Origin of the sequence: Clostridium sp. BSD2780061688st1 H5 (assembly GCF_005845155.1) — a bacterium.
GTDB lineage: Bacteria > Bacillota > Clostridia > Lachnospirales > Lachnospiraceae > Claveliimonas > Claveliimonas intestinigallinarum.
The window spans coordinates 15,266-35,802 of record NZ_SPGT01000013.1; the positions used below are offsets into that span (position 1 = coordinate 15,266).

24 protein-coding genes are annotated in these 20,537 nt (G+C 53.5%); 1 reads left to right on the forward strand and 23 read right to left on the reverse strand.

Annotated features, from left to right (window positions below):
• Positions 1–18: 18 nt before the first annotated feature.
• From purN to FGQ86_RS09750, 23 genes are all read right to left on the reverse strand, one after another.
• Positions 19–642 carry a phosphoribosylglycinamide formyltransferase gene (gene purN, locus FGQ86_RS09645; RefSeq protein WP_033126864.1) on the reverse strand — a complete coding sequence of 208 codons (624 nt, stop codon included), beginning with the start codon at positions 640–642 and terminating at the stop codon, positions 19–21.
• On the reverse strand, positions 636–1,661 hold the full coding sequence (gene purM, locus FGQ86_RS09650; RefSeq protein WP_033126863.1) for a phosphoribosylformylglycinamidine cyclo-ligase: 1,026 nt from the start codon (positions 1,659–1,661) through the stop codon (positions 636–638). The genes purN and purM overlap by 7 nt, the downstream gene beginning before the upstream one ends.
• Positions 1,662–1,674: 13 nt before the next feature.
• Positions 1,675–2,187, reverse strand: coding sequence for a 5-(carboxyamino)imidazole ribonucleotide mutase (gene purE / locus FGQ86_RS09655; RefSeq protein WP_033126862.1), 513 nt, complete (start codon positions 2,185–2,187; stop codon positions 1,675–1,677).
• Positions 2,188–2,251: 64 nt separating this feature from the next.
• Positions 2,252–4,309, reverse strand: a complete 2,058-nt coding sequence (locus FGQ86_RS09660; RefSeq protein ID WP_033126861.1) for an aminopeptidase — start codon at positions 4,307–4,309, stop codon at positions 2,252–2,254.
• Positions 4,310–4,708, reverse strand: a complete 399-nt coding sequence (locus FGQ86_RS09665) for a DUF6142 family protein (protein WP_033126860.1) — start codon at positions 4,706–4,708, stop codon at positions 4,310–4,312.
• A complete protein-coding gene (locus FGQ86_RS09670) occupies positions 4,677–5,156 on the reverse strand; it encodes a VanZ family protein (protein ID WP_052084154.1) in 480 nt (159 codons plus the stop codon). Before FGQ86_RS09670 ends, FGQ86_RS09665 begins: the two co-directional genes overlap by 32 nt.
• 48 nt (positions 5,157–5,204) lie before the next feature.
• A complete protein-coding gene (locus tag FGQ86_RS16245; RefSeq protein WP_033126858.1) occupies positions 5,205–5,357 on the reverse strand; it encodes a hypothetical protein in 153 nt (50 codons plus the stop codon).
• Between the two features lie 12 nt (positions 5,358–5,369).
• Entirely contained in the window at positions 5,370–6,050 is a 681-nt protein-coding gene (gene pyrE / locus FGQ86_RS09675; protein ID WP_033126857.1) for an orotate phosphoribosyltransferase, read from the reverse strand.
• A 339-nt stretch (positions 6,051–6,389) separates the two neighbouring features.
• Positions 6,390–7,292, reverse strand: coding sequence for a dihydroorotate dehydrogenase (locus tag FGQ86_RS09680; RefSeq protein WP_033126856.1), 903 nt, complete (start codon positions 7,290–7,292; stop codon positions 6,390–6,392).
• A complete protein-coding gene (locus tag FGQ86_RS09685; RefSeq protein ID WP_138303721.1) occupies positions 7,292–8,074 on the reverse strand; it encodes a dihydroorotate dehydrogenase electron transfer subunit in 783 nt (260 codons plus the stop codon). Before FGQ86_RS09685 ends, FGQ86_RS09680 begins: the two co-directional genes overlap by 1 nt.
• A 64-nt stretch (positions 8,075–8,138) precedes the next feature.
• Entirely contained in the window at positions 8,139–9,065 is a 927-nt protein-coding gene (gene pyrF / locus FGQ86_RS09690; RefSeq protein ID WP_033126854.1) for an orotidine-5'-phosphate decarboxylase, read from the reverse strand.
• Positions 9,058–10,350 carry a dihydroorotase gene (locus FGQ86_RS09695; RefSeq protein WP_138303723.1) on the reverse strand — a complete coding sequence of 431 codons (1,293 nt, stop codon included), beginning with the start codon at positions 10,348–10,350 and terminating at the stop codon, positions 9,058–9,060. Before FGQ86_RS09695 ends, pyrF begins: the two co-directional genes overlap by 8 nt.
• Positions 10,351–10,465: 115 nt before the next feature.
• Positions 10,466–11,608 (reverse strand): S41 family peptidase, encoded by a 1,143-nt coding sequence (locus FGQ86_RS09700; protein ID WP_081958104.1) that lies wholly within the window; start codon positions 11,606–11,608, stop codon positions 10,466–10,468.
• Positions 11,609–11,640: 32 nt separating this feature from the next.
• A complete protein-coding gene (locus FGQ86_RS09705) occupies positions 11,641–12,786 on the reverse strand; it encodes a M23 family metallopeptidase (protein ID WP_033126851.1) in 1,146 nt (381 codons plus the stop codon).
• Between the two features lie 96 nt (positions 12,787–12,882).
• Positions 12,883–13,791, reverse strand: coding sequence for a permease-like cell division protein FtsX (gene ftsX, locus FGQ86_RS09710; RefSeq protein ID WP_033126850.1), 909 nt, complete (start codon positions 13,789–13,791; stop codon positions 12,883–12,885).
• Positions 13,781–14,467: a cell division ATP-binding protein FtsE gene (ftsE, locus tag FGQ86_RS09715; RefSeq protein WP_033126849.1), complete on the reverse strand. Its 687-nt coding sequence runs from the start codon at positions 14,465–14,467 to the stop codon at positions 13,781–13,783. Before ftsE ends, ftsX begins: the two co-directional genes overlap by 11 nt.
• 16 nt (positions 14,468–14,483) lie before the next feature.
• Entirely contained in the window at positions 14,484–15,572 is a 1,089-nt protein-coding gene (locus FGQ86_RS09720; RefSeq protein ID WP_033126848.1) for a helix-turn-helix domain-containing protein, read from the reverse strand.
• Between the two features lie 210 nt (positions 15,573–15,782).
• The gene (locus FGQ86_RS09725; RefSeq protein ID WP_033126847.1) at positions 15,783–16,478 is read right to left on the reverse strand and encodes a WecB/TagA/CpsF family glycosyltransferase; all 696 of its coding nucleotides are present in this window, start codon (positions 16,476–16,478) and stop codon (positions 15,783–15,785) included.
• A gap of 108 nt (positions 16,479–16,586) precedes the next feature.
• Positions 16,587–16,781, reverse strand: a complete 195-nt coding sequence (locus tag FGQ86_RS09730; RefSeq protein ID WP_033126846.1) for a small, acid-soluble spore protein, alpha/beta type — start codon at positions 16,779–16,781, stop codon at positions 16,587–16,589.
• 70 nt (positions 16,782–16,851) lie between these two features.
• Positions 16,852–17,046 carry a PspC domain-containing protein gene (locus FGQ86_RS09735; protein WP_033126845.1) on the reverse strand — a complete coding sequence of 65 codons (195 nt, stop codon included), beginning with the start codon at positions 17,044–17,046 and terminating at the stop codon, positions 16,852–16,854.
• Between the two features lie 16 nt (positions 17,047–17,062).
• Positions 17,063–17,902, reverse strand: coding sequence for a DUF4097 family beta strand repeat-containing protein (locus FGQ86_RS09740; protein ID WP_033126844.1), 840 nt, complete (start codon positions 17,900–17,902; stop codon positions 17,063–17,065).
• Positions 17,903–18,664 (reverse strand): DUF1700 domain-containing protein, encoded by a 762-nt coding sequence (locus tag FGQ86_RS09745; protein WP_033126843.1) that lies wholly within the window; start codon positions 18,662–18,664, stop codon positions 17,903–17,905.
• Positions 18,661–18,984 (reverse strand): PadR family transcriptional regulator, encoded by a 324-nt coding sequence (locus tag FGQ86_RS09750; RefSeq protein WP_033126842.1) that lies wholly within the window; start codon positions 18,982–18,984, stop codon positions 18,661–18,663. Before FGQ86_RS09750 ends, FGQ86_RS09745 begins: the two co-directional genes overlap by 4 nt.
• 450 nt (positions 18,985–19,434) lie before the next feature.
• Between FGQ86_RS09750 and FGQ86_RS09755 the strand changes: the two genes are divergently transcribed.
• The gene (locus FGQ86_RS09755) at positions 19,435–20,472 is read left to right on the forward strand and encodes an Rpn family recombination-promoting nuclease/putative transposase (protein WP_138303724.1); all 1,038 of its coding nucleotides are present in this window, start codon (positions 19,435–19,437) and stop codon (positions 20,470–20,472) included.
• Positions 20,473–20,537: the final 65 nt, after the last annotated feature.

Genomic DNA, 20,537 nt, shown 5'->3' on the forward strand with positions numbered 1-20,537 from the left:
CCTCCTGTCTTCCCGGCTTTACCGGATCCTGACTTTTCCGTCTTCCACTGTCACCCTGCCGCCTGCTATAAGGTTAATGGCCTGTGGCAGGATCTTCCACTCTGCCTGCTCCATCACGCGCCTCTGAAGGATCTCGGGGGTATCCCCCTCCTCCACTTCCACAGCTTTCTGTAAAATGATGGGGCCTGTGTCCGTACCTTCATCCACAAAGTGCACGGTAGCTCCCACCACTTTCACCCCTCTTTTAAGGGCCGCTTCATGAACTTTCAGCCCGTAGAAGCCTGTCCCGCAGAAAGCCGGGATGAGGGATGGATGGATGTTGATGATCCTGTTCCTGTATCTTGCGATCATCTCAGCCGGGATGACCACAAGAAATCCGGCCAGCACGATGAGGTCCGGCCCAATCTCGTCCACTGCCTCCAGGAATTTCTCATTAAATTCCTCTCTCGTGGCAAAATCCTTCGGTGAGATGCACTGAGCCGCTACCCCGTGCTCCCTGGCTCTTGTCAGGGCGTAGGCATTTTTATTGTTGCTGATCACCCCCACGATCTCTGTGTTGGTGATGCTCCCTTCGTCCACCGCATCCAGGATAGCCTGCAGGTTAGTGCCGCCCCCGGACACAAGAACCAGTACTCTTAGCATAATGTGACTCCTTTATCTCCGGCTTTGATATGGCCGATCACATAAGGCGTATCTCCTGCCGCTTTCATGGCTTCCATGGCTGCGTCCACATCCTTCGGATCCACTGCCACAACCATGCCGATACCCATGTTAAATGTGTTGTACATCATCTGCTCTTCCACATGGCCCTGCTTTGCCAGCATGTCAAAAATAGGCGGCACCGGATAGCTGTCTTTCTCGATCACTGCGTGGGTGCCTTCCTTCAGCATACGGGGCACGTTCTCGTAGAAGCCGCCCCCTGTGATGTGGCTGCAGGCCTTTACCTTGACTCCTGCGTTTTTCACGCTCTTGAGGGCTTTTACATAAATCCTCGTAGGGGCCAGGAGAGCCTCCCCCAGGGTCTTCCCAAGCTCATCATAATATGTATCCAGAGACTCCCTTGTCATCTCAAAGACTTTGCGCACCAGGGAAAATCCATTGCTGTGCACACCGGAAGAAGCCATGCCGATGAGCACATCTCCCTCTGCCAGGTTCTCCCCAGTGATCATATCTTTTCTGTCACAGACGCCCACTGCAAATCCGGCCAGATCATAATCATCTTCCGGCATAAGTCCGGGATGCTCCGCCGTCTCGCCGCCGATGAGAGCCGCCTCAGACTGGATGCAGCCTTCCGCCACTCCTTTTACAATGTCAGCGATCTTTTCCGGATAGTTCTTTCCGCAGGCTATGTAGTCCAGGAAGAACAGGGGCTCCCCGCCTGCGCAGGCAATGTCGTTGACACACATGGCCACCGCGTCGATACCGATGGTGTCATGCTTGTCCAGGATCATGGCCAGCTTCACTTTTGTGCCGCAGCCGTCTGTGCCGGACAGGAGGACCGGGTCCTCCATCTCCTTGATCTTGCTAAGTGAGAAGGCGCCGGAAAATCCGCCCAGCCCCCCCAGCACCTCGGGGCGCATGGTCTTCTTCACATGCTCCTTCATCAGTTCCACGGATCTGTAACCCGCCTCAATATCTACACCAGCATTCTTGTAATCCATACTTTTCTCCTCACTACATCTGTTTCATGTATTCTTTATAGCCAAGTTCGTCCAGCTTCGCCGCCTTTGCCTGCACGGTCTCTTTCATCTCCTGTGTGTAGGCCTTCAGTCTCTCAAGAAGAGCCGCGTCTGAGGTAGCCAGGATCTTCGCTGCCAGGATGGCCGCGTTCATGCCTCCGTCAATGGCAACTGTGGCAACCGGAATTCCGGGCGGCATCTGTACGATTGAAAAAAGCGCGTCCTCTCCGGCCAGGTTCTTTCCTGACATGGGCACGCCGATGACCGGCATGGGGAAAATGGCAGCGCACATACCCGGCAGATGGGCAGCCATGCCTGCTCCCGCGATGATCACCTTAAAGTCCTTCTCCTCCGCGCTCTTTGCATACTCAAAGAACACATCTGGCTCCCTGTGAGCGGAGATGATCGTCATCTCATACTCGATCCCCAGTTTTTCCAGCATATCGGCAGCCTTGCTCATGACCTTCATGTCAGAGTCACTGCCCATTACAATTCCTACTTTTGGCATAGTTTCCATCCTTTCCGCTTGTATGATTTCCGCTTATTTATAAGTTTTGCAGATAAATCATAGCTTATTTATTCGTATTTTTCAATGGTTCATTTAAAATCTCTGTGCCGGGAAGCACAAATTCTCCATTTTCGATGAGGGAAATCTCCCGTCCGTCCCCTGTCACCACCGCGATCCGGCCCAGCTCCTCATAGGGTATGGTGATGTCCGTATGACAGTGGAAGTAAGCCTTTGACACGTCCTCCCTGCGCAGCGCAGACACCGAGTTGTCCCTGGCCACGATCTCCTTGCCGTCCGGGTTATACACTTTGATGTCCTCCGCCCAGCTGTAGCAGGTGTCGCCCACCGCAAAGTGGGGGCCTGTCTTCTCAGCGATGAGAATGGGCATCTTGTCCCCGATGCCATATTTTCTGGCCGTCACATAGGCTGTGGTGTTGGTTCCGATGGCAAACTCTCCCAGAGGCAGAGTCTCGTGCCGGAAAAGGATGTTGTCATAGATATACTTCTTCCCCTCCTCCTCGTCCGCAAAGTTCCCGCACCGGTAGCCGGTGATCATGCCATCCTCAAAGGTCAGCTCCAGGTCTTTGAACTGCAGACCATTCAGGTACACATGGCTGACGTGGAGCGTACCCCGGGTGCCCTCCAGCACCGGGGAGGTAAAGACCTCCCCCACAGGGATGTTCACATCCGCCACGCAGTTTTCAAAGATGGTCTCCTTTGCAGGATCCTTAAGCCGGAAGAGCTGCACGGTCATGTCCGTCCTGTTGCCGCCTCTGCCGAGGATGCGCACATACTCTCCCTGGTCCAGGGCATTGATGAGCGTTTGCTGAACCTTTCCGTAGAGCTCTGCGTCCAGGGTATTGATCCGGATCACCTCGTCAAAAATCTCCGGATACTTCTCCCCAATCTCAGGAACCGGCCAGGCGATGATGGTGAAACTCCTCTCATCCCCCGGGATGTACTGGTTGGTCATCTGGGAGGAACGGCTGTCGTAGAGGAGCATCAGCTCCTCCTGCTTGGCCGTCAGCGCCACCGCCTCCTGCTTTGGCTCCGGCGCAAAGGGCTTCTCACCAAAGGTCTCCATGACGGCCGGCCCGGCAAGCCCCAGGGCCAGCTTTTTATTTCTCTCATAGAAGGTATGCATAACCTCCAGCTTTCTCTCCATAAAACGCTTGTTGAAGAAAAGGCCCTGGTCATTCCTGTGGTCGTAGTCGTACTGCATGTTGGGAATGCCGCCGTGGTAGCCCACACGCCCGGCTCCCCTCTTTGTCAGAGCGCTGGCTGCCGCCCTGTAGATCACCGGCGAAAGCCCCATCCGGGCGAAATTCTCCACCGCCATTTTCACCACCCGTTCAAATCCCAGGGTGTAGCGAATGTTGACTGTACTCTTCTTTGACAGATCCTTTCCCGTGTTGACAAAGCCCACCCGGTAGCCCTCTGTGTACACGTCCGCCATCCTGCGGATGGTCTCCTCCGGCAGGGAGGCCAGATACGCGGCCGTCCCCAGCTCATTTTCACTTACATATTCCCCGAAGAAATAGAGGTATCTGGGATCCCCAAGGTCACTGCCCTCTATGATGTCCAGGGCAAATGTCTTCTCCGGGTCGATCTGATCCAAGGTCCGGTCCGCCACGAACACATCGCAGTAGTCGCTGGCATACCAGTAGATGATGTCCCGCAGGGTGTGCACCGACGGCTCCTCTTCCTCCTCAAAGCAGTTGTAAATCTCAATGAAGAGCTCGTACAGAATATCCAGATACTCCGTCTTCTCCTCCGCCGCGTAGGGGATGCCGCCTCGTATCTCAGCGTAGAGAAAGCTTAATATCTGGCCGTACTCCTCCCCCAGCTGGTCCACTGCCCAGGCTGGATTTCCAAAGCTGGTCCCGTAATTTTCCGGCAAAATGTCCTCGTACAGCCGCCTATTCCACTCCTTCAGCTCCTCCAGAGAGGATCTCCGGTATTCCCCGGACCGGACGCATCGGTAAAATCTGTCCAATAAAAGAATAAATTCCGCAGTGCGCCGGAACCAGGGCCGGAACCTCTCTCCTGCCGCCCTCTCATCCGGGATCTGCGAAATTCTTTCTATTGCAAGTTCATATCTTTCTTCTGTCAGCTCTGCCATCTAAAACAGCCCCCTTAAAAATATTGCGATCAGCCCGAGAAGAAGAAGGCCGTTCAACGCCGCGCCCACCTTGCAGGTCACGTAGTTCTTCTCCCGCTCCTTAAAGCCCTGGACAGCGTCCTTCAGACCGACGATGGCCAGGACAAGGGCAAAGAGACCTACGACGCCGATCAGGAGCCCCACATCTCCTCTGGTTATGTATGATGCAGAAAAAGCCAGCACCAGAAGGAACAGGCAGCACACTGCCAGGAAAGTGGCTCTTATTCCCCTTCTGGAGTGCTTCAGCTGCGCCTGTCCGTATTTCCGGCTGCGCCTTTTCATCTTTTCTTTTTCAATTTTTTTCTTTTTTCTTCCCTCCGCCATCTCCTCAATGGCTTCTCTTATTCTTCTTAGAAGCATGGTGTCTCCTTATCGCTGCGCATATGATAAATATGATGTATCCTGCCGCTCCTCCTATGGTGTTCAGGAGCAGGTCGTCCACGTCAAAGCTGCCCACCTTCGTCAAGAGCTGAAAGGTCTCCACCATCAGGCTCAGCGAAAAGCTGTACAGCACGGCTGCGGCAAAGCTCCTGTACCGGCTCGCCATAGGCAGGAAAAACCCAAAAGGCATAAAGATCAGCACATTTCCAAAGAGATTGGAAAACACGGCATAGGTGCCAAGCTGATGCCTGTACGTCCAGAACCTCCTGATCTCCCGGAACAGGACCAGATTGTAGTGGTACTCGCTGGCCGGGCCAGTTCGCCCGTACAGATCAGAAAACAGCAGAAAATACACGATAAATGCCATATACAGGATAAAGAGGATCTTCCCCAGTATACGTATTCCCCTGCCTTTTTTATAACTCAAAATCTGTCTTCTACTCCTCCGTTCAGTCCGCCGCGCAGACTGCTTTCTCTAAAACATCAGGCCATTTTTCTCCTTCAGGAGTCTGGCCCCGCTTATGATGGCCAGGATGCCTGCCACTGTGCCCACCACGATCATCACAATGCCGATAGCTATATTTCCGGTTCCCGCAAACGCCATAGATCTGTATGCTTTCTCATTCATAGCAACTTCCTCCTATTTTGCTCCGTACTGTTCATAGTATGCGTCGATAGCCGCCTTTAATGTATCGTCGATGACAACCTTTCCATCACATTCTTTATTGTAGAGGCACTCCACCACCTCTGCCATGGTGACGATGGCCGCTGTGTCAAACCCGTACAGCTCCTTCACCTCGTCCAGGGCCTTCTTCACGCCACCCTTTCCGACCTCCATCCGGTCCAGGGACACCATGAGGCCCACAATGGTCACATCCGCCGCGCCTCTCACCTTGGGCACAGTCTCCTCCATGGATTTCCCGGAAGTAGTCACATCCTCGATCATGATAACCCGGTCGCCGTCCCTCAGACTGCTGCCGAGGAAGCTTCCCTTGTCCGCGCCGTGGTCCTTCTCCTCCTTGCGGTCTGAGCAGTAGCGGATCTCTTTTCCGTAGAGCTCACTGTAGGCGATGGCTGTCACCACTGCCAGGGGGATTCCCTTGTAGGCAGGCCCGAAGAGAACGTCAAAATCATCCCCGTACCTGTCGTGTATAGCCTTTGCGTAGTACTCTCCCAGCTTCTTTAACTGAGAGCCTGTCACGTAAGCGCCGGCGTTCATGAAAAATGGAGATTTTCTCCCGCTCTTCAAAGTAAAATCTCCAAATTTCAGCACATCGCTGTCCACCATAAAACGGATAAATTCCTGCTTGTATCCTTCCATATCTATAAAGCCTCCTGTGATCTGTGAGTATTTAACATGAATTTTTCTTTTCAATTTTAACATAGGTGGGATGTATTTTCAATCGGTCTGTTGGGGCAATATCTCTATCCTGTTTCTCAAACAAAAACAGCTCCGCAATATGCTCTCCCGATCATACGCATATTACGGAACTGTTTTTATTTTTTACACCGCGCTTGCTCTGCACTGCACATATTCTCAGAGGTCCGAAACAAGCTCCCCGTAATCCTTCTCTATCCTCTCCCGCAGCTCTGCGAATACAGGAATATATTTTTCCAGGATCACCTTTACCATCTGCCGGGCCGCCTCGCCGACTGCCTTCTATCTCACAGCTCCCACCATGTCCTTCACGGTCTCAAAGCCATACTTCTCCATATACTTCCCGATGCCGTCAATGACCTTCAAGGTCACGGCCGGGTCGTGGAAGTTGGCTGTCCCCACCGACACGGCGCTGGCCCCGGCCAGGATCATCTCGATGGCATCCTCCGCCGTGGCAATGCCTCCCATACCGATGATGGGGATGCGGACTGCCTGGGCCGCCTGGTACACCATGCGCACGGCAATGGGGTGGACTGCCGGGCCGGACACGCCGCCGGTCTTATTGGCCAGGGCGAATGTCCTGCGGTTGATGTCGATCTTCATACCGGTCAGTGTGTTGATAAGAGAGATGGCATCCGCGCCGCCCGCCTCCGCCGCCTTCGCAATCTCTGTGATATCCGTCACATTGGGAGTCAGCTTCATGATCACCGGCTGCTTTGCGATCTTTTTGATCTGCGCTGTCAGCTCCTCCACATGTCCCGCATCCTGCCCGAAGGCCAGAAATCCCGCGTTCACATTGGGGCAGGAGATGTTGATCTCCATCATGTCGATGGGCTCGTCCTGAAGCCGCTCCACCACTGCCAGGTACTCCTCCGGCGCGTGGCCGCACACATTCACGATGATCTTTGTATCAAACTGCTTCAGATAGGGGATATCCCTCTGGCAGAACAGCTCAATCCCCGGGTTCTGCAGGCCGATGGCGTTCATCATACCGCCGTACACTTCCGCCACACGGGGCGTCGGGTTGCCGCTCCAGGGCACGTTTGCCACGCCCTTTGTGGTCACAGCTCCCAGACGGTTCAGATCCACGAATTCTGAAAACTCTTCACCGGAACCAAAGGTGCCGGAAGCCACGGTCACCGGGTTCTTCCACTCTACACCCGCTATATTTACTCTCATGTCCATCAGATCTCCACCTCCGTCGCTAAAAAGACCGGTCCGTCCTTGCAGATCCTTTTATTGTTCACATTACTGTGGGCGTCCTTCTCCTTTGTCTGGCACACGCACCCGAGACAGGCGCCGATGCCGCAGGCCATCCTCTCCTCCAGGGAAATGTAACACTCGGTTCCCCTTTCCTGCGCGTACTGCTTGATCGCCCGGAGCATGGGTGTAGGGCCGCAGGCGTAGATGATATCCGCCTCCAGGCCGAGCTCCCGCACCGCGTCCAGCACGTTTCCCTTCACGCCCTCGCTTCCGTCCTCTGTGGAGATGTAGAGCTCTCCGCTCTTTTCAAATTCCTCCCGCAGGAAGGTCTGCGCGTCCCTGTACCCGGCAATGATCTGCTTTTTCCCACAGTCCAGCTCCTTTGCCAGCTCCAGGATGGGAGGCACGCCGATGCCGCCGCCCATGAGGAAGGCCTTTTTCCCTTTTGCCCTTTCCAGCGGGAAGCCGTTTCCAAGGGGGCCAACAATGAAGAGGTTATCCCCTGCCTTCATCCGGGAAAACTGCTCTGTCCCGGTATGTTCTCCTGTCACCCGGTACACCACCCGCAGCGCGCCGCCTTCTCTGTCGATCTCGCAGATGCTGATGGGTCGGGGCAGCAGCTTTGTCCCGTCATTTGTATACATGGATATAAACTGCCCGGGCTTTGCTGCCTTCGCCGCCTCCGTTTGTATCCACATGCTGAAGATCCCCTCCGCAAGCTGCTCCTGGGAGATGATCTGTACCTGTTCTTTCTTCCTTGTCATCTTTTTCCTTCTCCTGTTTTTCTGCTGTATCCGCCCTTCCGGCGGATACCTGCGCCGACTCTGCTTACCGGTTCTCCAGTGCGCCTCTGATGTCAGCGATCATGTCCTCCACCGCTGCCCTGGAGGCGTCGCCGAAGGCCTCCGCTCCAAAGGAAGCGTATTTTTCCTGCTTGTAGGCGGCAATGATGCCTCTGGAGGAGTTGACGATGGCTCCAAGCCCGTCCTCGTTGAAGAAGTGCACCAGGTCTTTTCCCTGGCCGCCCTGGGCGCCGTAGCCTGGCACAAGGATGTAGGCCTTGGGCATGATCTTGCGCAGCACCTTGCCCATCTCCGGATAGGTAGCGCCCACAACTGCGCCCACATAGCTGTAGGAGCAGCCCATGCACTCCTGGCCCCACTCATTAACCTTCTCGCCCACCAGCTCGTAGAGCGGACGCCCGTCGATGAGCTGATCCTGGAACTCCCCGCTGGAGGGGTTGGATGTCTTTACAAGAATGAAGAGGCCCTTCTGCTCTTTCTTGCACACATCGATAAAGGGCTTCACGCCGTCAGAGCCAAGATAGGGATTGACCGTCACAAAATCCTCGTCAAAGGGAGCAAAGGTGTTGCCGCCCACCTGCACCTTCCCGATGTGCCCTGTAGCGTAGGCGGCGGAGGTGGACCCGATGTCCCCTCTCTTGATATCGCCGATCACAACCAGCCCCTTTTCCTTGCAGTAGTCCACCGTCTTCTTGAAGGCTGTAAGTCCCGGGATGCCGAACTGCTCGTACATGGCAATCTGGGGCTTCACAGCCGGGATCAGGTCGTATGTCTTGTCCACGATCTCTTTGTTGAACTGCCAGATAGCCTCTGCGGCTCCCTCCAGCGTCTCTCCGAACTCGGCAAAAGCCTTCTTCTGCACCTGCTCCGGGATATAGCTGAGCATGGGATCCAGTCCCACCACAATGGGAGCCCCTGTCTTTTTGATATTGCTTACTAACTGATTAATCAATTGTCTTTCCTCCTTCGTATACGATCCGTCCGCCCACGATGGTGCAGCGCACTTCGCCTCTCACCTTCCTGCCGTGGAAGGGCGTGTTTTTCCCTTTAGATAAAAATGTGTTCTTGTCAATGACATACTCCTTCTGCGGGTCAAAGATCACCACATCCGCGATCTTGCCTGCGCTCACAGAGCCCTTGTCCGAAAGCCCCAGAATCCGTGCCGGATTATAGCTCATCTTCTCCGCCATCTGCATGGGGGTGAGAACGCCTTTTTCCACCAGCTCTGTGTAAGTCAGGGCCGCGGAGGTCTCCAGGCCCACGATGCCGAAGGCCGCCAGCTTCATGGAGCGGTTCTTCTCCGCCTCTGCGTGGGGCGCATGGTCTGTGGCAATGACGTCCACCACGTCATTTTTCAGGGCCTCTCTTAAGGCCTCCACATCCTCCCTGCTACGAAGGGGCGGGTTCATCTTAAAGTTGCCGTCGTCCTCCCTGATGTCGTCTGTGGAGAGGATGAAATGGTGGGGGCACACTTCCCCGGTCACGGGAAGCCCCTCCTCCTTTGCCAGCGCCAGCATCTTCACGCTGTCCGCTGTGGAGCAGTGGCACAGGTGGAGCTGCACACCGGTCTCCTTGGCCAGCAGGATATCCCTGGCCACGATCACATCCTCCACCGCGTTGGTGATGCCCGGAAGCCCCAGCTCCCTGGCCTTCTCATCTGCGTTCATGACACCGCCCTCCACCATGGTAATGTCCTCGCAGTGGGCGAACACGGCGATGCCTTCCTTTTTGGCCGCCTTCATGCCCTTTCTGTAGAGAGAAGCGTTCATGACGGATTTCCCGTCCTCGCTGATGGCATGGCAGCCGTTCTCCGCCATACCGTTAATGTCAGCCAGCTCCTCGCCCTTCTGTCCTCTCGTCACGGCCCCCAGCTGGATCACGTTGGTGAGGGACTCTCTCTTGGCCCTCTCCATGACCTCCCGCACCTTCACGCCGTTGTCAATGACCGGCTTTGTGTTGGGCATGGCGCACACTGTTGTGACGCCTCCCCGGACAGCCGCGCGGCCGCCTGTTGCCAGTGTCTCCTTGTACTCCAGTCCGGGATCCCGGAAGTGCACGTGGAGATCGGTAAAGCCCGGCATCACCCAGCATCCGCCGGCGTCGATGACCCGGTCGCTCTCTGTCTCAATGTTTTTTCCCACCTCTGTGATCCGGTCCCCGTCGATCAGCACGTCACATATATCATCCAGCCCTGTCCCAGGATCGAGCACATGTCCGTTTTTAATCAAGATCGTCATAGCCTGTATTCCTTTCTAAATCTCTTTTACATCTATCCTGGCAACATTTTATCATACCACTATAAGAAATGGAACGGGAAATTTCCCGTTCCACCTCTTTCGCAGGGACTGCCGCTCACTGCTGCGCCAGGACCTCCATGGCCCTGTCAAGCTGATTGTCAGCCTCCGGATCATTTTCATCATACTGGTATTCCACTTCCACGTCCGGGGTAATGCCCTCACCGTCGATGCTGCGGCCGTTGGGGGTGAAGTACTCTGCAATGGTCAGCTTCACGCTTGTGCCGTCCTGCAGGTCAAAGATGCTCTGCACAACGCCCTTCCCGTAGGACTGGGTCCCCACGATCTGCCCCAGGCCGTAGTCCTGGATAGCGCCTGCAAATATCTCCGAGGCGCTGGCGCTGTAGCCGTTCATCATGACCACTAGTGGTTTGTCAAACTGATGTTCCTCGTCAGATGTGTACTCCTCCCGCTCCCCATTCTTATCCTCGGTGTAGACGATCAGTCCCTCCGGCAGCATCAGATCCAGGATATCGCAGACAGTATCCAGGTTGCCGCCAGGATTGCTCCTGAGATCCACGATCAGCTTCTCCATGCCCTGGCTCTCCAGATCCTCCAGCGCCTCCTTGTACTGGTCATAGGTCACGGCGTCAAACTCCGCGATGCGGATGTAGCCCACATTGTCCTCCTTCATCTCGTGGGAGACCGTCTGGGCCTGGATGGTATCCCTTGTGATGGTCAGCTCTTCCTCCTCGCCTGTGTCCGCCCGGAGGACTGTGAGGGTCACCTGGGTGCCCTTCTCTCCCTTCACCTTGCTCACCACATCGGACAGGTCCTCCCCGATCACCTCTTCCCCCTCCACCTTGTAGAGGGTATCGCCGTCCCGCATGCCGGCCTCCTGTGCCGGGGAGCCGTCATACACCTGGAGCACCGTGATGACGCCAGAGTCCCTGTCCTGGCTCATGAGGGCGCCCACGCCCCCGAACTCGCCGGACAAACTCTCGTTCATCTGCTCTGTCTCCTCCTCGTCGTAGTAGACTGAGTAGGGATCTCCCAACCCCTCGATATAGCCCTTGTAGACTCCCTCAGACAGCTCCGCCTCATCCACATCGCCGATATAGTACTGGTCGATGAGGCTGTTCAGAAGATCCATCTTCCGTCCCTCTTCACTTTTCAAAATCCCGCAGGAGACAACTCCCCCTGCCAATAACACAACGAGGGCGCCAGCAAGCGCCCCCTTTAAAAAACTATGATTTTTCATATATGAAGTCCTGTTCTCCATCTATTCGTCTTCTACAGATATAATCTTGGGTCTACCGGTGTACCGCCCACCCACACTTCAAAGTGGAGATGAGGTCCGGTGGAATTACCCGTAGAACCGACTGCCGCAATATTAGCACCTGCCCCTACCGACTGTCCTACACTCACAAAAATAGCGCTGCAATGCTGATAGAGGGTGGAAATATCTCCATGGTTGATAATCACATAATTTCCCCTGGCGCCACTGTAGGATACGGTTGTAACTGTACCGGATGCCGCAGCATAGATCGGTGTGCCGGATGCCGCAGCATAGTCGCGTCCCTTGTGGTTTGTACTTCCGATGCCTCCCGGAGACTGACGTCCGCCGAACTCACTGCTGATGTAGGCCGCCGGGCAGGGGTTCTGCAGTCTCCCTGTTCCGCCGGAAGGCGTATAGGATGGCCCTGGTGTATAATCGTTATCATTACTATTGTTATTATTATTATTTGAATTCTGAGCTTCCCTCTGCAGTCTCGCCTGCTCTTCCGCAGCCGCCTGCAGCTCGGAGATCTTGGCGTTTGTAGCGCTCAGCTCGGACTGAAGACTGGCAATCTCGCTGCTCTTGCTGTCCACGAGAGACTGAAGCTCTGTCTGCTGACTCTGGAGACTGTTCTGCATCTCCTCCAGCTCTGCGTTCTCCTGCTCCAGCTCCTCCTGCTGCTTTTCCACCTTATCCACAACATTTTGGAACTCCACCAGCATGTTTCTGTCGTACTCAGAGATCTGCGTAATGTACTCCGCATTGCTGAGGAACTCGGCAATACTCTTGGACTCCAGCAGTGTCTCCAGGAACTGTCCGTTCCCGTTCTCATACATATACTGTATGCGGAGCTTCATGCTTTCATACTGATTATTCTCATCAATTTTAGCGGCGTCAAGTTCATCTGCCTTTTTGGCGATCTCCTCCTGCTTTGCCTCAATGTCGGCCTGGGTCTGCTCCATATCCGCCACAATGCCGTCAAGCTGAGCCACCAGCTCCTTCTTCTCCGCCTGTGCAGCGTCGATCTGGCTTTGCTGCTCGCTGGCCTTGTTCTTTGCGTCCTGCAGATCATCCGCCTTCACTGTCACATTCACCTGCAGCCCCATTCCTGCCACAAGCGCTCCCGCCAATAAAACACTGACTAACCTTTTCCTAACCATAGCTTTTTTCTCCCTTACTTTGTACCCCTTTGTTTCCCCTGTGTCTGTTTTCTGGTTCCGTAATCTATCACAGACAGGCGTCTCCGCGCCTGTTTGCTACACTTTCAGATGTTTGCGGATCGTGAAGAAGCTTCCCACAAATCCGATGCCCACACCGAGGGCAAGACCTACCGGAAGCAGAACCTTATAGACTGCTGTCACCGGAAGGAAATCCAGAATATTATTTAAAAGATTAAATCTCTGAAGGATGTATGAAACCGCCTTCCCATACATAAAATATAACAGGGCGAGCGGTATGATCGCTCCGATCAGTCCGATGACCACACCCTCTATGACGAAGGGCGCCCGGACAAACCCATCCTTGGCTCCTATATATTTCATGATGGCGATCTCCTCGCGCCGGACTGTGATACCCATGGTGACCGTGTTGCTGATCAGGAAGATGGACACAGCCAGCAGGATGGCGATGATCGCGATGGACACGTAGGTGATCAGTCTGTTGACGCTGCTGAGCGTATCCGCCACAACGTCCGACTTGTTGACCCTTCTGACGCCATCCAAGCTCTCTGCGAAGCTTACCACGCTCTCCTGCTTGGACACGTCCTCCATATAGACTGCGTAGTTGTCTGAGTTGGCAAGAGGGTTGTCATCCTTAAAGCCCTCCGCCAGACTGGAGTCCTCTCCGAAATACTCACTCTGGAAAGACTCCCACGCGTCGTCCGCCGATACATACTCCACATCCAGCACGCCGTCGCAGGATCTCAGCTCATCGCCGATCTCATCGATCCGGGACTGATCCAGCCCCTCGTCAAAGAAGACGGTGATGGCAACTCCCTCCTCGGCCTTCTGCACAATATAGTTAAAGTTCATGACAATTGCAAAGAACAGACCGAACACAAAAATACACGCCGCCATCGTCGCAATGGACGCAATGGAAAACAGCTTGTTACGGGCAATGTTCTTAAACCCCTGTTTTGTCGAATATCCGACTGTACTAATCTTCATTATTATACCCACCTTTTTGCTCGTCGCTGACAATGACTCCCTTTTTCATTGTCACTACTCGTTTTCTCATCTCGTTCACGATCTCCTGGTTGTGTGTCACGACCAGGACAGTCGTCCCCCTCTCATTGGCCTCCTCCAGGAGCTTCATGATCTCCCAGGAGTTAGTCGGATCCAGGTTACCTGTCGGCTCATCGGCCAGAAGGATGGCAGGCTCATTTACGATAGCCCGCGCGATGGCAACCCTCTGCTGCTCACCTCCGGACAGCTCCTTTGGATAAGACTTATATTTCTGGGCAAGACCAACCAGCGAAAGAGCCGCAGGCACTTTCTTCTTGATGATCCTGGGCGATGTCTCCACGACACGCTGGGCAAAGGCAATATTCTCATATATATTTCTGTCCTTCAGAAGACGGAAATCCTGGAACACGACACCCAGACCCCTGCGATACATAGGGATCTGTCTGTGTTTCAGCCTCTCCAGATTCTGTCCATTCACGACGATCGTACCGGAAGTCGGTTCCAGTTCCTTCATGATCAGACGGATCAGCGTGGATTTACCCGATCCGCTGTCTCCGACGATGAAGACAAACTCACCCTGCTCGATCTTCAGAGTCACACCGTTTAGCGCCGCGACTCCCTTCGAGTATTCCTTCGTTACTTCGTTCAGTTCAATCATATTTTCCTCCTAATTATCAATACTCCAGTGATTCCATGTATTTCATGTACTTCACTACCATCAGCGCGATCTTGAACGTGATGGCATCCTCAAACACACGGAGGTCAAGCCCCGTGCTCTTCTGCAGCTTATCCAGCCTGTAGACAAGCGTGTTGCGATGGATATAGAGCTGCCGCGATGTCTCGGACACGTTCAGACTGTTCTCAAAGAACTTGTTGATCGTCGTCAGTGTCTCCTCATCGAACTCATCCGGCGATTTCCCCTCAAAAATCTCACGGATAAACATCTTGCAGAGCGGAATGGGAAGCTGATAGATCAGACGCCCGATCCCCAGTGTACTGTAGGCAATGACCTTCCGGTCATCAAAAAAGATCTTCCCCACATCCAGGGCAAGCTTTGCCTCCTTGTAGGACTTCGACACTTCCTTGATGTCATTGATCACAGTTCCGTAAGCAATGCGGATATCGTCATCATCCTCCCCTTTCAGGAGTTCCAGTATAGTCTCAGCCGTCTTCTCCAGTTCCGCGTGACCGTCTGAAGGCGCCAGCTCCTTTACGATTATAATATCTTTCTCGTCGACTGCGGTGACAAAATCCTTTGTCTTGTTGCCGAGAAGGCTGCGCACATGATCCAGCATGCTGCTGTCCTTCTCCCGGGCAGTCTCCACTATAAAGATAACACGTCTGACCTCTGTGTCAATATGTAATTTTTTTGCACGGTTATAAATATCTACCAGCAGCAGATTGTCGAGAAGGAGATTTTTTATAAAATTGTCTTTGTCGAAGCGCTCCTTGTAGGCAGTCAGAAGAGTCTGGATCTGAAACGCCGCGACCTTCCCGACCATGTAGACATCGTCGCTCCCGCCGTTGGCGAGAAGGATGTACTCAAGCTGGTGCTCGTCAAAAATCTTAAAAAACTGATAGCCCTGGATCACCTGGCTGTCCGCCGGCGACTCCACAAAAGAAAGTACAGATGCCTCATAATTCTCCTGTTCGGCAAATGTGCTTGCTAGAGATTTCCCGTCTGTATCCATGACACACAGATCGATCCGCGTGATCGCTTTTAAGCCATCGATGGTATTTTGTAGTATTTGATTAGATATCATATTCCATCTCCTCCACTCATTTCAATATGCATTTTCCACAATGTATTTGCGCACATTTACCGCTTTTTGCATATTACTCTTTTCTATACTAATATAAATTCACAAAAAAAGAAAGAGGAAATCACACATTTTTGTTAATTTCCTCAATTTTCTTCCTCTATTTTCTTTAATTTTCCACCCCAAGGGGCTATACAAATTGCCTTGAAAATGTCAGTGCTCCGAGGCTGTCTCCAGCTCTTTTTTCCTGTTTTTTTCCACCTCGTGGCGGAAAAGCCTGTGGTTGATAAACTGGACGATCCGCTCCAGCCTGCCCCGTCTTCTGTAGATAGGGTTTTCGCTCTTCCCCACTCCAAGCCAGACCCGCGCGTTCAGCAGCAGCCTGTTCCGGGCAATGAACTCCTCCTGGCCCGGAGAAGACAGAGAAGCGATAACACAGTCGATCTCAGCCCCGTTGACCGCATTGACCACCAGGTCGTCGGCCTCATCTGCGGGCGACACCTTCGCCATACCGGCGATCTGGATCCCGCTGTAGTCCTCCTCGAGAAAGCGGTAAAAGCCCTCCGCCTCCTCCTCTGTCTCCACCAGGAGAAAGACTCTGGAATGGTTCTTGTGAAGAAAGCGAAGGAACATTTTCAGATAAGTCCTCTGCTCGATCTCCTGGAGCTGTCTCTTCTCGCGCACATCCACACCCTCCAGGATCTCCTTCTCACCTGGGATCACGAGATCGATCTTCTCTATATTTTCACGCAGGGAAGGATCGCCGGAGGCATACATCAAGGTATCCACCGTGACCATCTCGATCACATTGATCGCTTCAGTCCCCATATATGCCACAGTCTGCTTCATGGCCTCCTTGGCGGTACAGTCATCTATGTCAATATTCAGCACATGGATCTTTCCGTTCATTGATAATCACCCGCAATTCCCTCTGGCTGTCGATTATAACAAAATGACCTGTCCTTTTCAACCTTTGACACTAAATCTTCACACTTCGTAATATTTTTAACAGTTTTGTCACTTTTGGGTTTTCTGCCGTCTTTTCTTGGTGATCAGGCCGCCGATGCGGCCCGTCTCCTTGGACGACAGAGACTTCCACCCTGTTTCCATGACTTTGTCAAGCAGCCCCAGCTCCTCCGCGATCTCGTACTTCAGCTTTTCCTCCTCTGTAAGTGTGTTCAGATCCACCGGCTTTTCTTTTTTCTTTCCCATATGCCTGCCCCTTTCCAAATAGATTGCTATCTGGAAGTATTGACAGGATGGGCTGTTTTATACAGTTCTTTTACTGACGGGGATCATCCGGTATGATGATGGCCGCGATCAGATAGGCCAGGAACCCGCTTCCTCCCGCAAAAACAAACAGGACAAAGGCCAGCCTTATAAGGGTCGGGTCGATACCGAAATACTCGGCCACGCCTCCGCACACACCGCAGATCATGCGCTCTCTTCTGGATCGGTAAAGTCTCTTTGTATCCATAATCAATCCTTCCTTTCTACGATTCTTCAAAATAAATTTCTGTGCTTCCCACATCGCAGGAAATATCCATTGTCCTCTGGGCCCTGTTGTCGATTGTCCTCTCTACGCCAAGTCCGGAGTAGCTGCTCTCTCCAATATTCAACTCTCCAACACCGCACTCCAGCCTGTAGTTGAAATCTGTCTCTTTTCCCGCCGCCGTGTAGACAAGGCTGCCAACGCCACACTCCAGATCCGCCTTCTGTCTGGTATCGCCGGACACTTCAACAGTGCCCACGCCCACCTCTATGTCCAGCTCATCCGCTGTGAACCAGTCCAGGGCGGCGGAGCCGGCGCCCACCTCCAGCTTCAGCTCTCCGGCGTCTATATTTTCCACATAGAGCTCACCTATGCCCAGCTGAAGATCCGCTGTCTCAAGCTGCAGCTCCTCCGGAACATAGATCCACACATTGCCGTAATTTCCCTTGTTCATCCGCCAGGGGAAGCGGCGGGCCGTGGTCTCCACCGTCAGCTCTCCGTCCTCCTCTGCCACCTGAAATTTCAGGGCAGAGTAGACGTCCTCCGTCTGTACGGTGATGCCGTCGCCGGTGCCCTTCAGGATCTGGACATGGAGTCCCTCTGTGTCCAGCTTCAGGGAGCGGACATCATAGTAAGTCTCATCCGTGTCCGCCTCCAGGGGAGTGTCGCCGTAATCGTAGGACACATCCACTTCCCCTCTTCCCGGGCCGATCCAGTCCGGAATATAGTTATCCATGACAGTCAGGGTAGCTCCCATCACTTTCCCGCTGACCAGGCATACGCACCCGATACCGGCTACCACGCCGCAGGTGATCCAGAAATTTCTCCATCCCCTCTTCATTTAACCCACCGCCTTTCTCCTGTGAAACGGACGTCTGCAGAGTTCTACAAAAAACCGGAACAGTCCCGGCAGCACGATGATGCAGAGCCTTACGGCCGCCACGGTCAGAATCGCTCCGATCACCGCCAAAATCATGCCGCTTCCAATCAGAGCCAGCCCTGTTGGCAGGTCCGGCACCAGGGCCATCATCCCCGCAAAGAAGAGGACGACCCCTACGACAGCCACCACGACAGCCGCAAGAGCAAAGGCAAAAAAGACGGCAAACGCAGCGATGGCAAGCCCCGCCACAACACAGAGGAGGGCGAACCCTACCGGAACCACGACGGGTGAGCAGACAAGAAGAATCAGCACGATCAGGATGATCTTCCAGGTCCGGCTCCCGCGGGGCTGGCCATAACTGCCGGCGTTTGAGCTATACCCCGCCGATGGGCCGCCATTTTCAGTCCCGTACCCCGTGCCGCCTCTCTGACTGTCCGGGCCCGGGCCGCCCGGTCTTGCGGGGGACTCCCTGCGCTCAAATCGGGGATCTGTGTATCCGGTCTCCCGGAACTCTCCTTCCTCCCCGGCCTTTCCTCCCAGGCCCGCCTTGATCTCGGCCGCTACCTTGGCGGGGCTTCCCAGCTCCCGGATGATCTCCGCCTCGTTCTCCTCTCCCGCCTCGTCAAAATAGTCATTGTAATATTTCATTGCCTCTGTGCGCTCCTCCACGGATATATCCTGCAGGAGCGCCGCCAGCTCAAGCATAAACTGTATACGGTTCATAAGATAGCACCTCCCTCAAATATTTCGCTGATCTTTTCCGAATAGCTCTTCCACTCGGATCGATACAAATTCAGCTGCGCTTCACCTCTCGGCGTAATCTTGTAATATCGTCGGTTCCTCCCGTCATACTGCCTGTCGTAAACTTCCAGGCAGTCGTCCTTCTGCAGTCTCCTCAGCACGGGGTACAGGGTGGACTCCGACACCTCGATGGCCTTCCTTACATCCTGGGTGATCTTATAACCGTACGTCCCCTCTTTTTCTCTTGAGACAACCGCCAGGACGATCGCGTCAAGGAGGGCAGCTCCGGTGTTAAATACCATACAATCACTCCTTTTCTCCCTGCCTTACAGTGCCGCTCCAACACCGGCACTGATATTGTCAAAATCTCAATATTATTTTCATGGCTATATTATATGTTGTATAGTATTATTTGTCAATAAATATTATACAAAAATATAATAATGCCAGAGACCTTTTTCTCCATCGCTGCATGACAATTCACTCTTGCAATTTATGTCAAAATCATGTAAACTGTAGCTACAAAAATCGCGGCAGATTTTTTCACAATATTTCTATCTGCCCGGAGAGCTCTTTTTTCAGAGGCTCTCATCCTTATTTCTTGGCCCTTCGGCCGGAAAATACCCTTTGGGATCACACAGCAAAACAACAAAGAGAATACATGAGAGCGATTGTATTTTACATATTTGCCTGTTACAATAAGCATAGATCCTGTCTTTTATGTATTCTCGCCTTCACGAAAGGAGAACTGCATGACAGACAGCGAAGACAAACGCACACAAACACATACCATACGGAACACAAGGCCAAGGGACAGCGGCGCCAAGCTGATCTTTGACAATCCCGTCCTCTGCGCTCAGTTCATCAGGGACTATCTGAACGTAGACATTTTAAAGGATGTTCAGCCGGAGGACATTGAAGATATCTCCGAGCGCTTTTTGTCCATGTGGCAGGAAAACAGAGACTCAGACTGCGTGAAGAAGATCCATCTGAGCGGGACAGCCGGGCCTGACGCCCTGTTCCTGATCGCCATGATCGAGCATCAGTCATCCGTGGACTACGATATGCCCTTCCGCATTTTGCGGTATATCACCCACATACTGACCGATTATGCCGCGGAAGCTGAAAAGAGGCAGCCCCGCATCACGGCCAGAAAGGATTTCCGCTATCCGCCTGTCCTTCCGGTGATCTTCTATGACGGGCCGGGAAGCTGGACTGCTGCGGCGGATTTCAGAGACAAGGTATATCTCAATGAGATCCTGGGAGAGTATATCCCCTCATTCAAATATATCGTGGTCCCTCTCTCCTGCTACTCCGCCGAAGATCTGATCGGCAAAAACAACGAGCTCTCCCTGCTCCTGCTGATCGACAAGCTGCGCAGCTCCTCGGACTTCAAATTTCTCAGGAATATCCCTGATGAATATTTTGAAAATCTGGGCCGGAATTCACCGGAGTCTGTGCTGAAGCTGATGAGAACAGTCATATCCGTCCTGCTCCTAAAGCTGAATGTTCCAAAAGAAGAGGTGGCCGAGTTCACCGACCGCATCGAGAGGAGGGATTTTTCAGTGCTGTTTGAACATTTTGAGGCGTACGATGTCCAGGAGACCCGCAGGATCAGTAAAGCCGAGGGAAAATCCGAAGATATACTGGATCTTCTGCGGGATCTGGGTCCTGTGCCGGAAGACGTAGAAACACAGATTTCCCAGACAACCGATCTGGAGCTCTTAAAGAAATGGCTGAAGGCTGCCGCCAGAGCAGACAGTATAGAGAGCTTTATTTCCCAAATGTAAAACACAGCCCCGCCCTGACAGGGACCAGATGTCCTACTGCCAGAGCGGGGCTGTTCTTTCACTCT

What these genes read in the sequence shown, in the direction of transcription:
- pyrE (WP_033126857.1), bottom strand. Translation starts at nt 6,050, where the DNA reads ATGGAAGGATACAAGCAGGAATTTATCCGTTTTATGGTGGACAGCGAT.
- FGQ86_RS09735 (WP_033126845.1), bottom strand. Translation starts at nt 17,046, where the DNA reads ATGGATACAAAGAGACTTTACCGATCCAGAAGAGAGCGCATGATCTGC.
- FGQ86_RS09720 (WP_033126848.1), bottom strand. Translation starts at nt 15,572, where the DNA reads ATGATATCTAATCAAATACTACAAAATACCATCGATGGCTTAAAAGCG.
- FGQ86_RS09740 (WP_033126844.1), bottom strand. Translation starts at nt 17,902, where the DNA reads ATGAAGAGGGGATGGAGAAATTTCTGGATCACCTGCGGCGTGGTAGCC.
- FGQ86_RS09700 (WP_081958104.1), bottom strand. Translation starts at nt 11,608, where the DNA reads ATGAAAAATCATAGTTTTTTAAAGGGGGCGCTTGCTGGCGCCCTCGTT.
- FGQ86_RS09660 (WP_033126861.1), bottom strand. Translation starts at nt 4,309, where the DNA reads ATGGCAGAGCTGACAGAAGAAAGATATGAACTTGCAATAGAAAGAATT.
- FGQ86_RS09745 (WP_033126843.1), bottom strand. Translation starts at nt 18,664, where the DNA reads ATGAACCGTATACAGTTTATGCTTGAGCTGGCGGCGCTCCTGCAGGAT.
- FGQ86_RS09680 (WP_033126856.1), bottom strand. Translation starts at nt 7,292, where the DNA reads ATGGACATGAGAGTAAATATAGCGGGTGTAGAGTGGAAGAACCCGGTG.
- ftsX (WP_033126850.1), bottom strand. Translation starts at nt 13,791, where the DNA reads ATGAAGATTAGTACAGTCGGATATTCGACAAAACAGGGGTTTAAGAAC.
- FGQ86_RS09665 (WP_033126860.1), bottom strand. Translation starts at nt 4,708, where the DNA reads ATGCTTCTAAGAAGAATAAGAGAAGCCATTGAGGAGATGGCGGAGGGA.
- purM (WP_033126863.1), bottom strand. Translation starts at nt 1,661, where the DNA reads ATGGATTACAAGAATGCTGGTGTAGATATTGAGGCGGGTTACAGATCC.
- purE (WP_033126862.1), bottom strand. Translation starts at nt 2,187, where the DNA reads ATGCCAAAAGTAGGAATTGTAATGGGCAGTGACTCTGACATGAAGGTC.
- FGQ86_RS09750 (WP_033126842.1), bottom strand. Translation starts at nt 18,984, where the DNA reads ATGGTATTTAACACCGGAGCTGCCCTCCTTGACGCGATCGTCCTGGCG.
- FGQ86_RS09730 (WP_033126846.1), bottom strand. Translation starts at nt 16,781, where the DNA reads ATGGGAAAGAAAAAAGAAAAGCCGGTGGATCTGAACACACTTACAGAG.
- FGQ86_RS09725 (WP_033126847.1), bottom strand. Translation starts at nt 16,478, where the DNA reads ATGAACGGAAAGATCCATGTGCTGAATATTGACATAGATGACTGTACC.
- FGQ86_RS09755 (WP_138303724.1), top strand. Translation starts at nt 19,435, where the DNA reads ATGACAGACAGCGAAGACAAACGCACACAAACACATACCATACGGAAC.
- FGQ86_RS09705 (WP_033126851.1), bottom strand. Translation starts at nt 12,786, where the DNA reads ATGGTTAGGAAAAGGTTAGTCAGTGTTTTATTGGCGGGAGCGCTTGTG.
- FGQ86_RS16245 (WP_033126858.1), bottom strand. Translation starts at nt 5,357, where the DNA reads ATGAATGAGAAAGCATACAGATCTATGGCGTTTGCGGGAACCGGAAAT.
- purN (WP_033126864.1), bottom strand. Translation starts at nt 642, where the DNA reads ATGCTAAGAGTACTGGTTCTTGTGTCCGGGGGCGGCACTAACCTGCAG.
- ftsE (WP_033126849.1), bottom strand. Translation starts at nt 14,467, where the DNA reads ATGATTGAACTGAACGAAGTAACGAAGGAATACTCGAAGGGAGTCGCG.
- FGQ86_RS09685 (WP_138303721.1), bottom strand. Translation starts at nt 8,074, where the DNA reads ATGACAAGGAAGAAAGAACAGGTACAGATCATCTCCCAGGAGCAGCTT.
- FGQ86_RS09695 (WP_138303723.1), bottom strand. Translation starts at nt 10,350, where the DNA reads ATGACGATCTTGATTAAAAACGGACATGTGCTCGATCCTGGGACAGGG.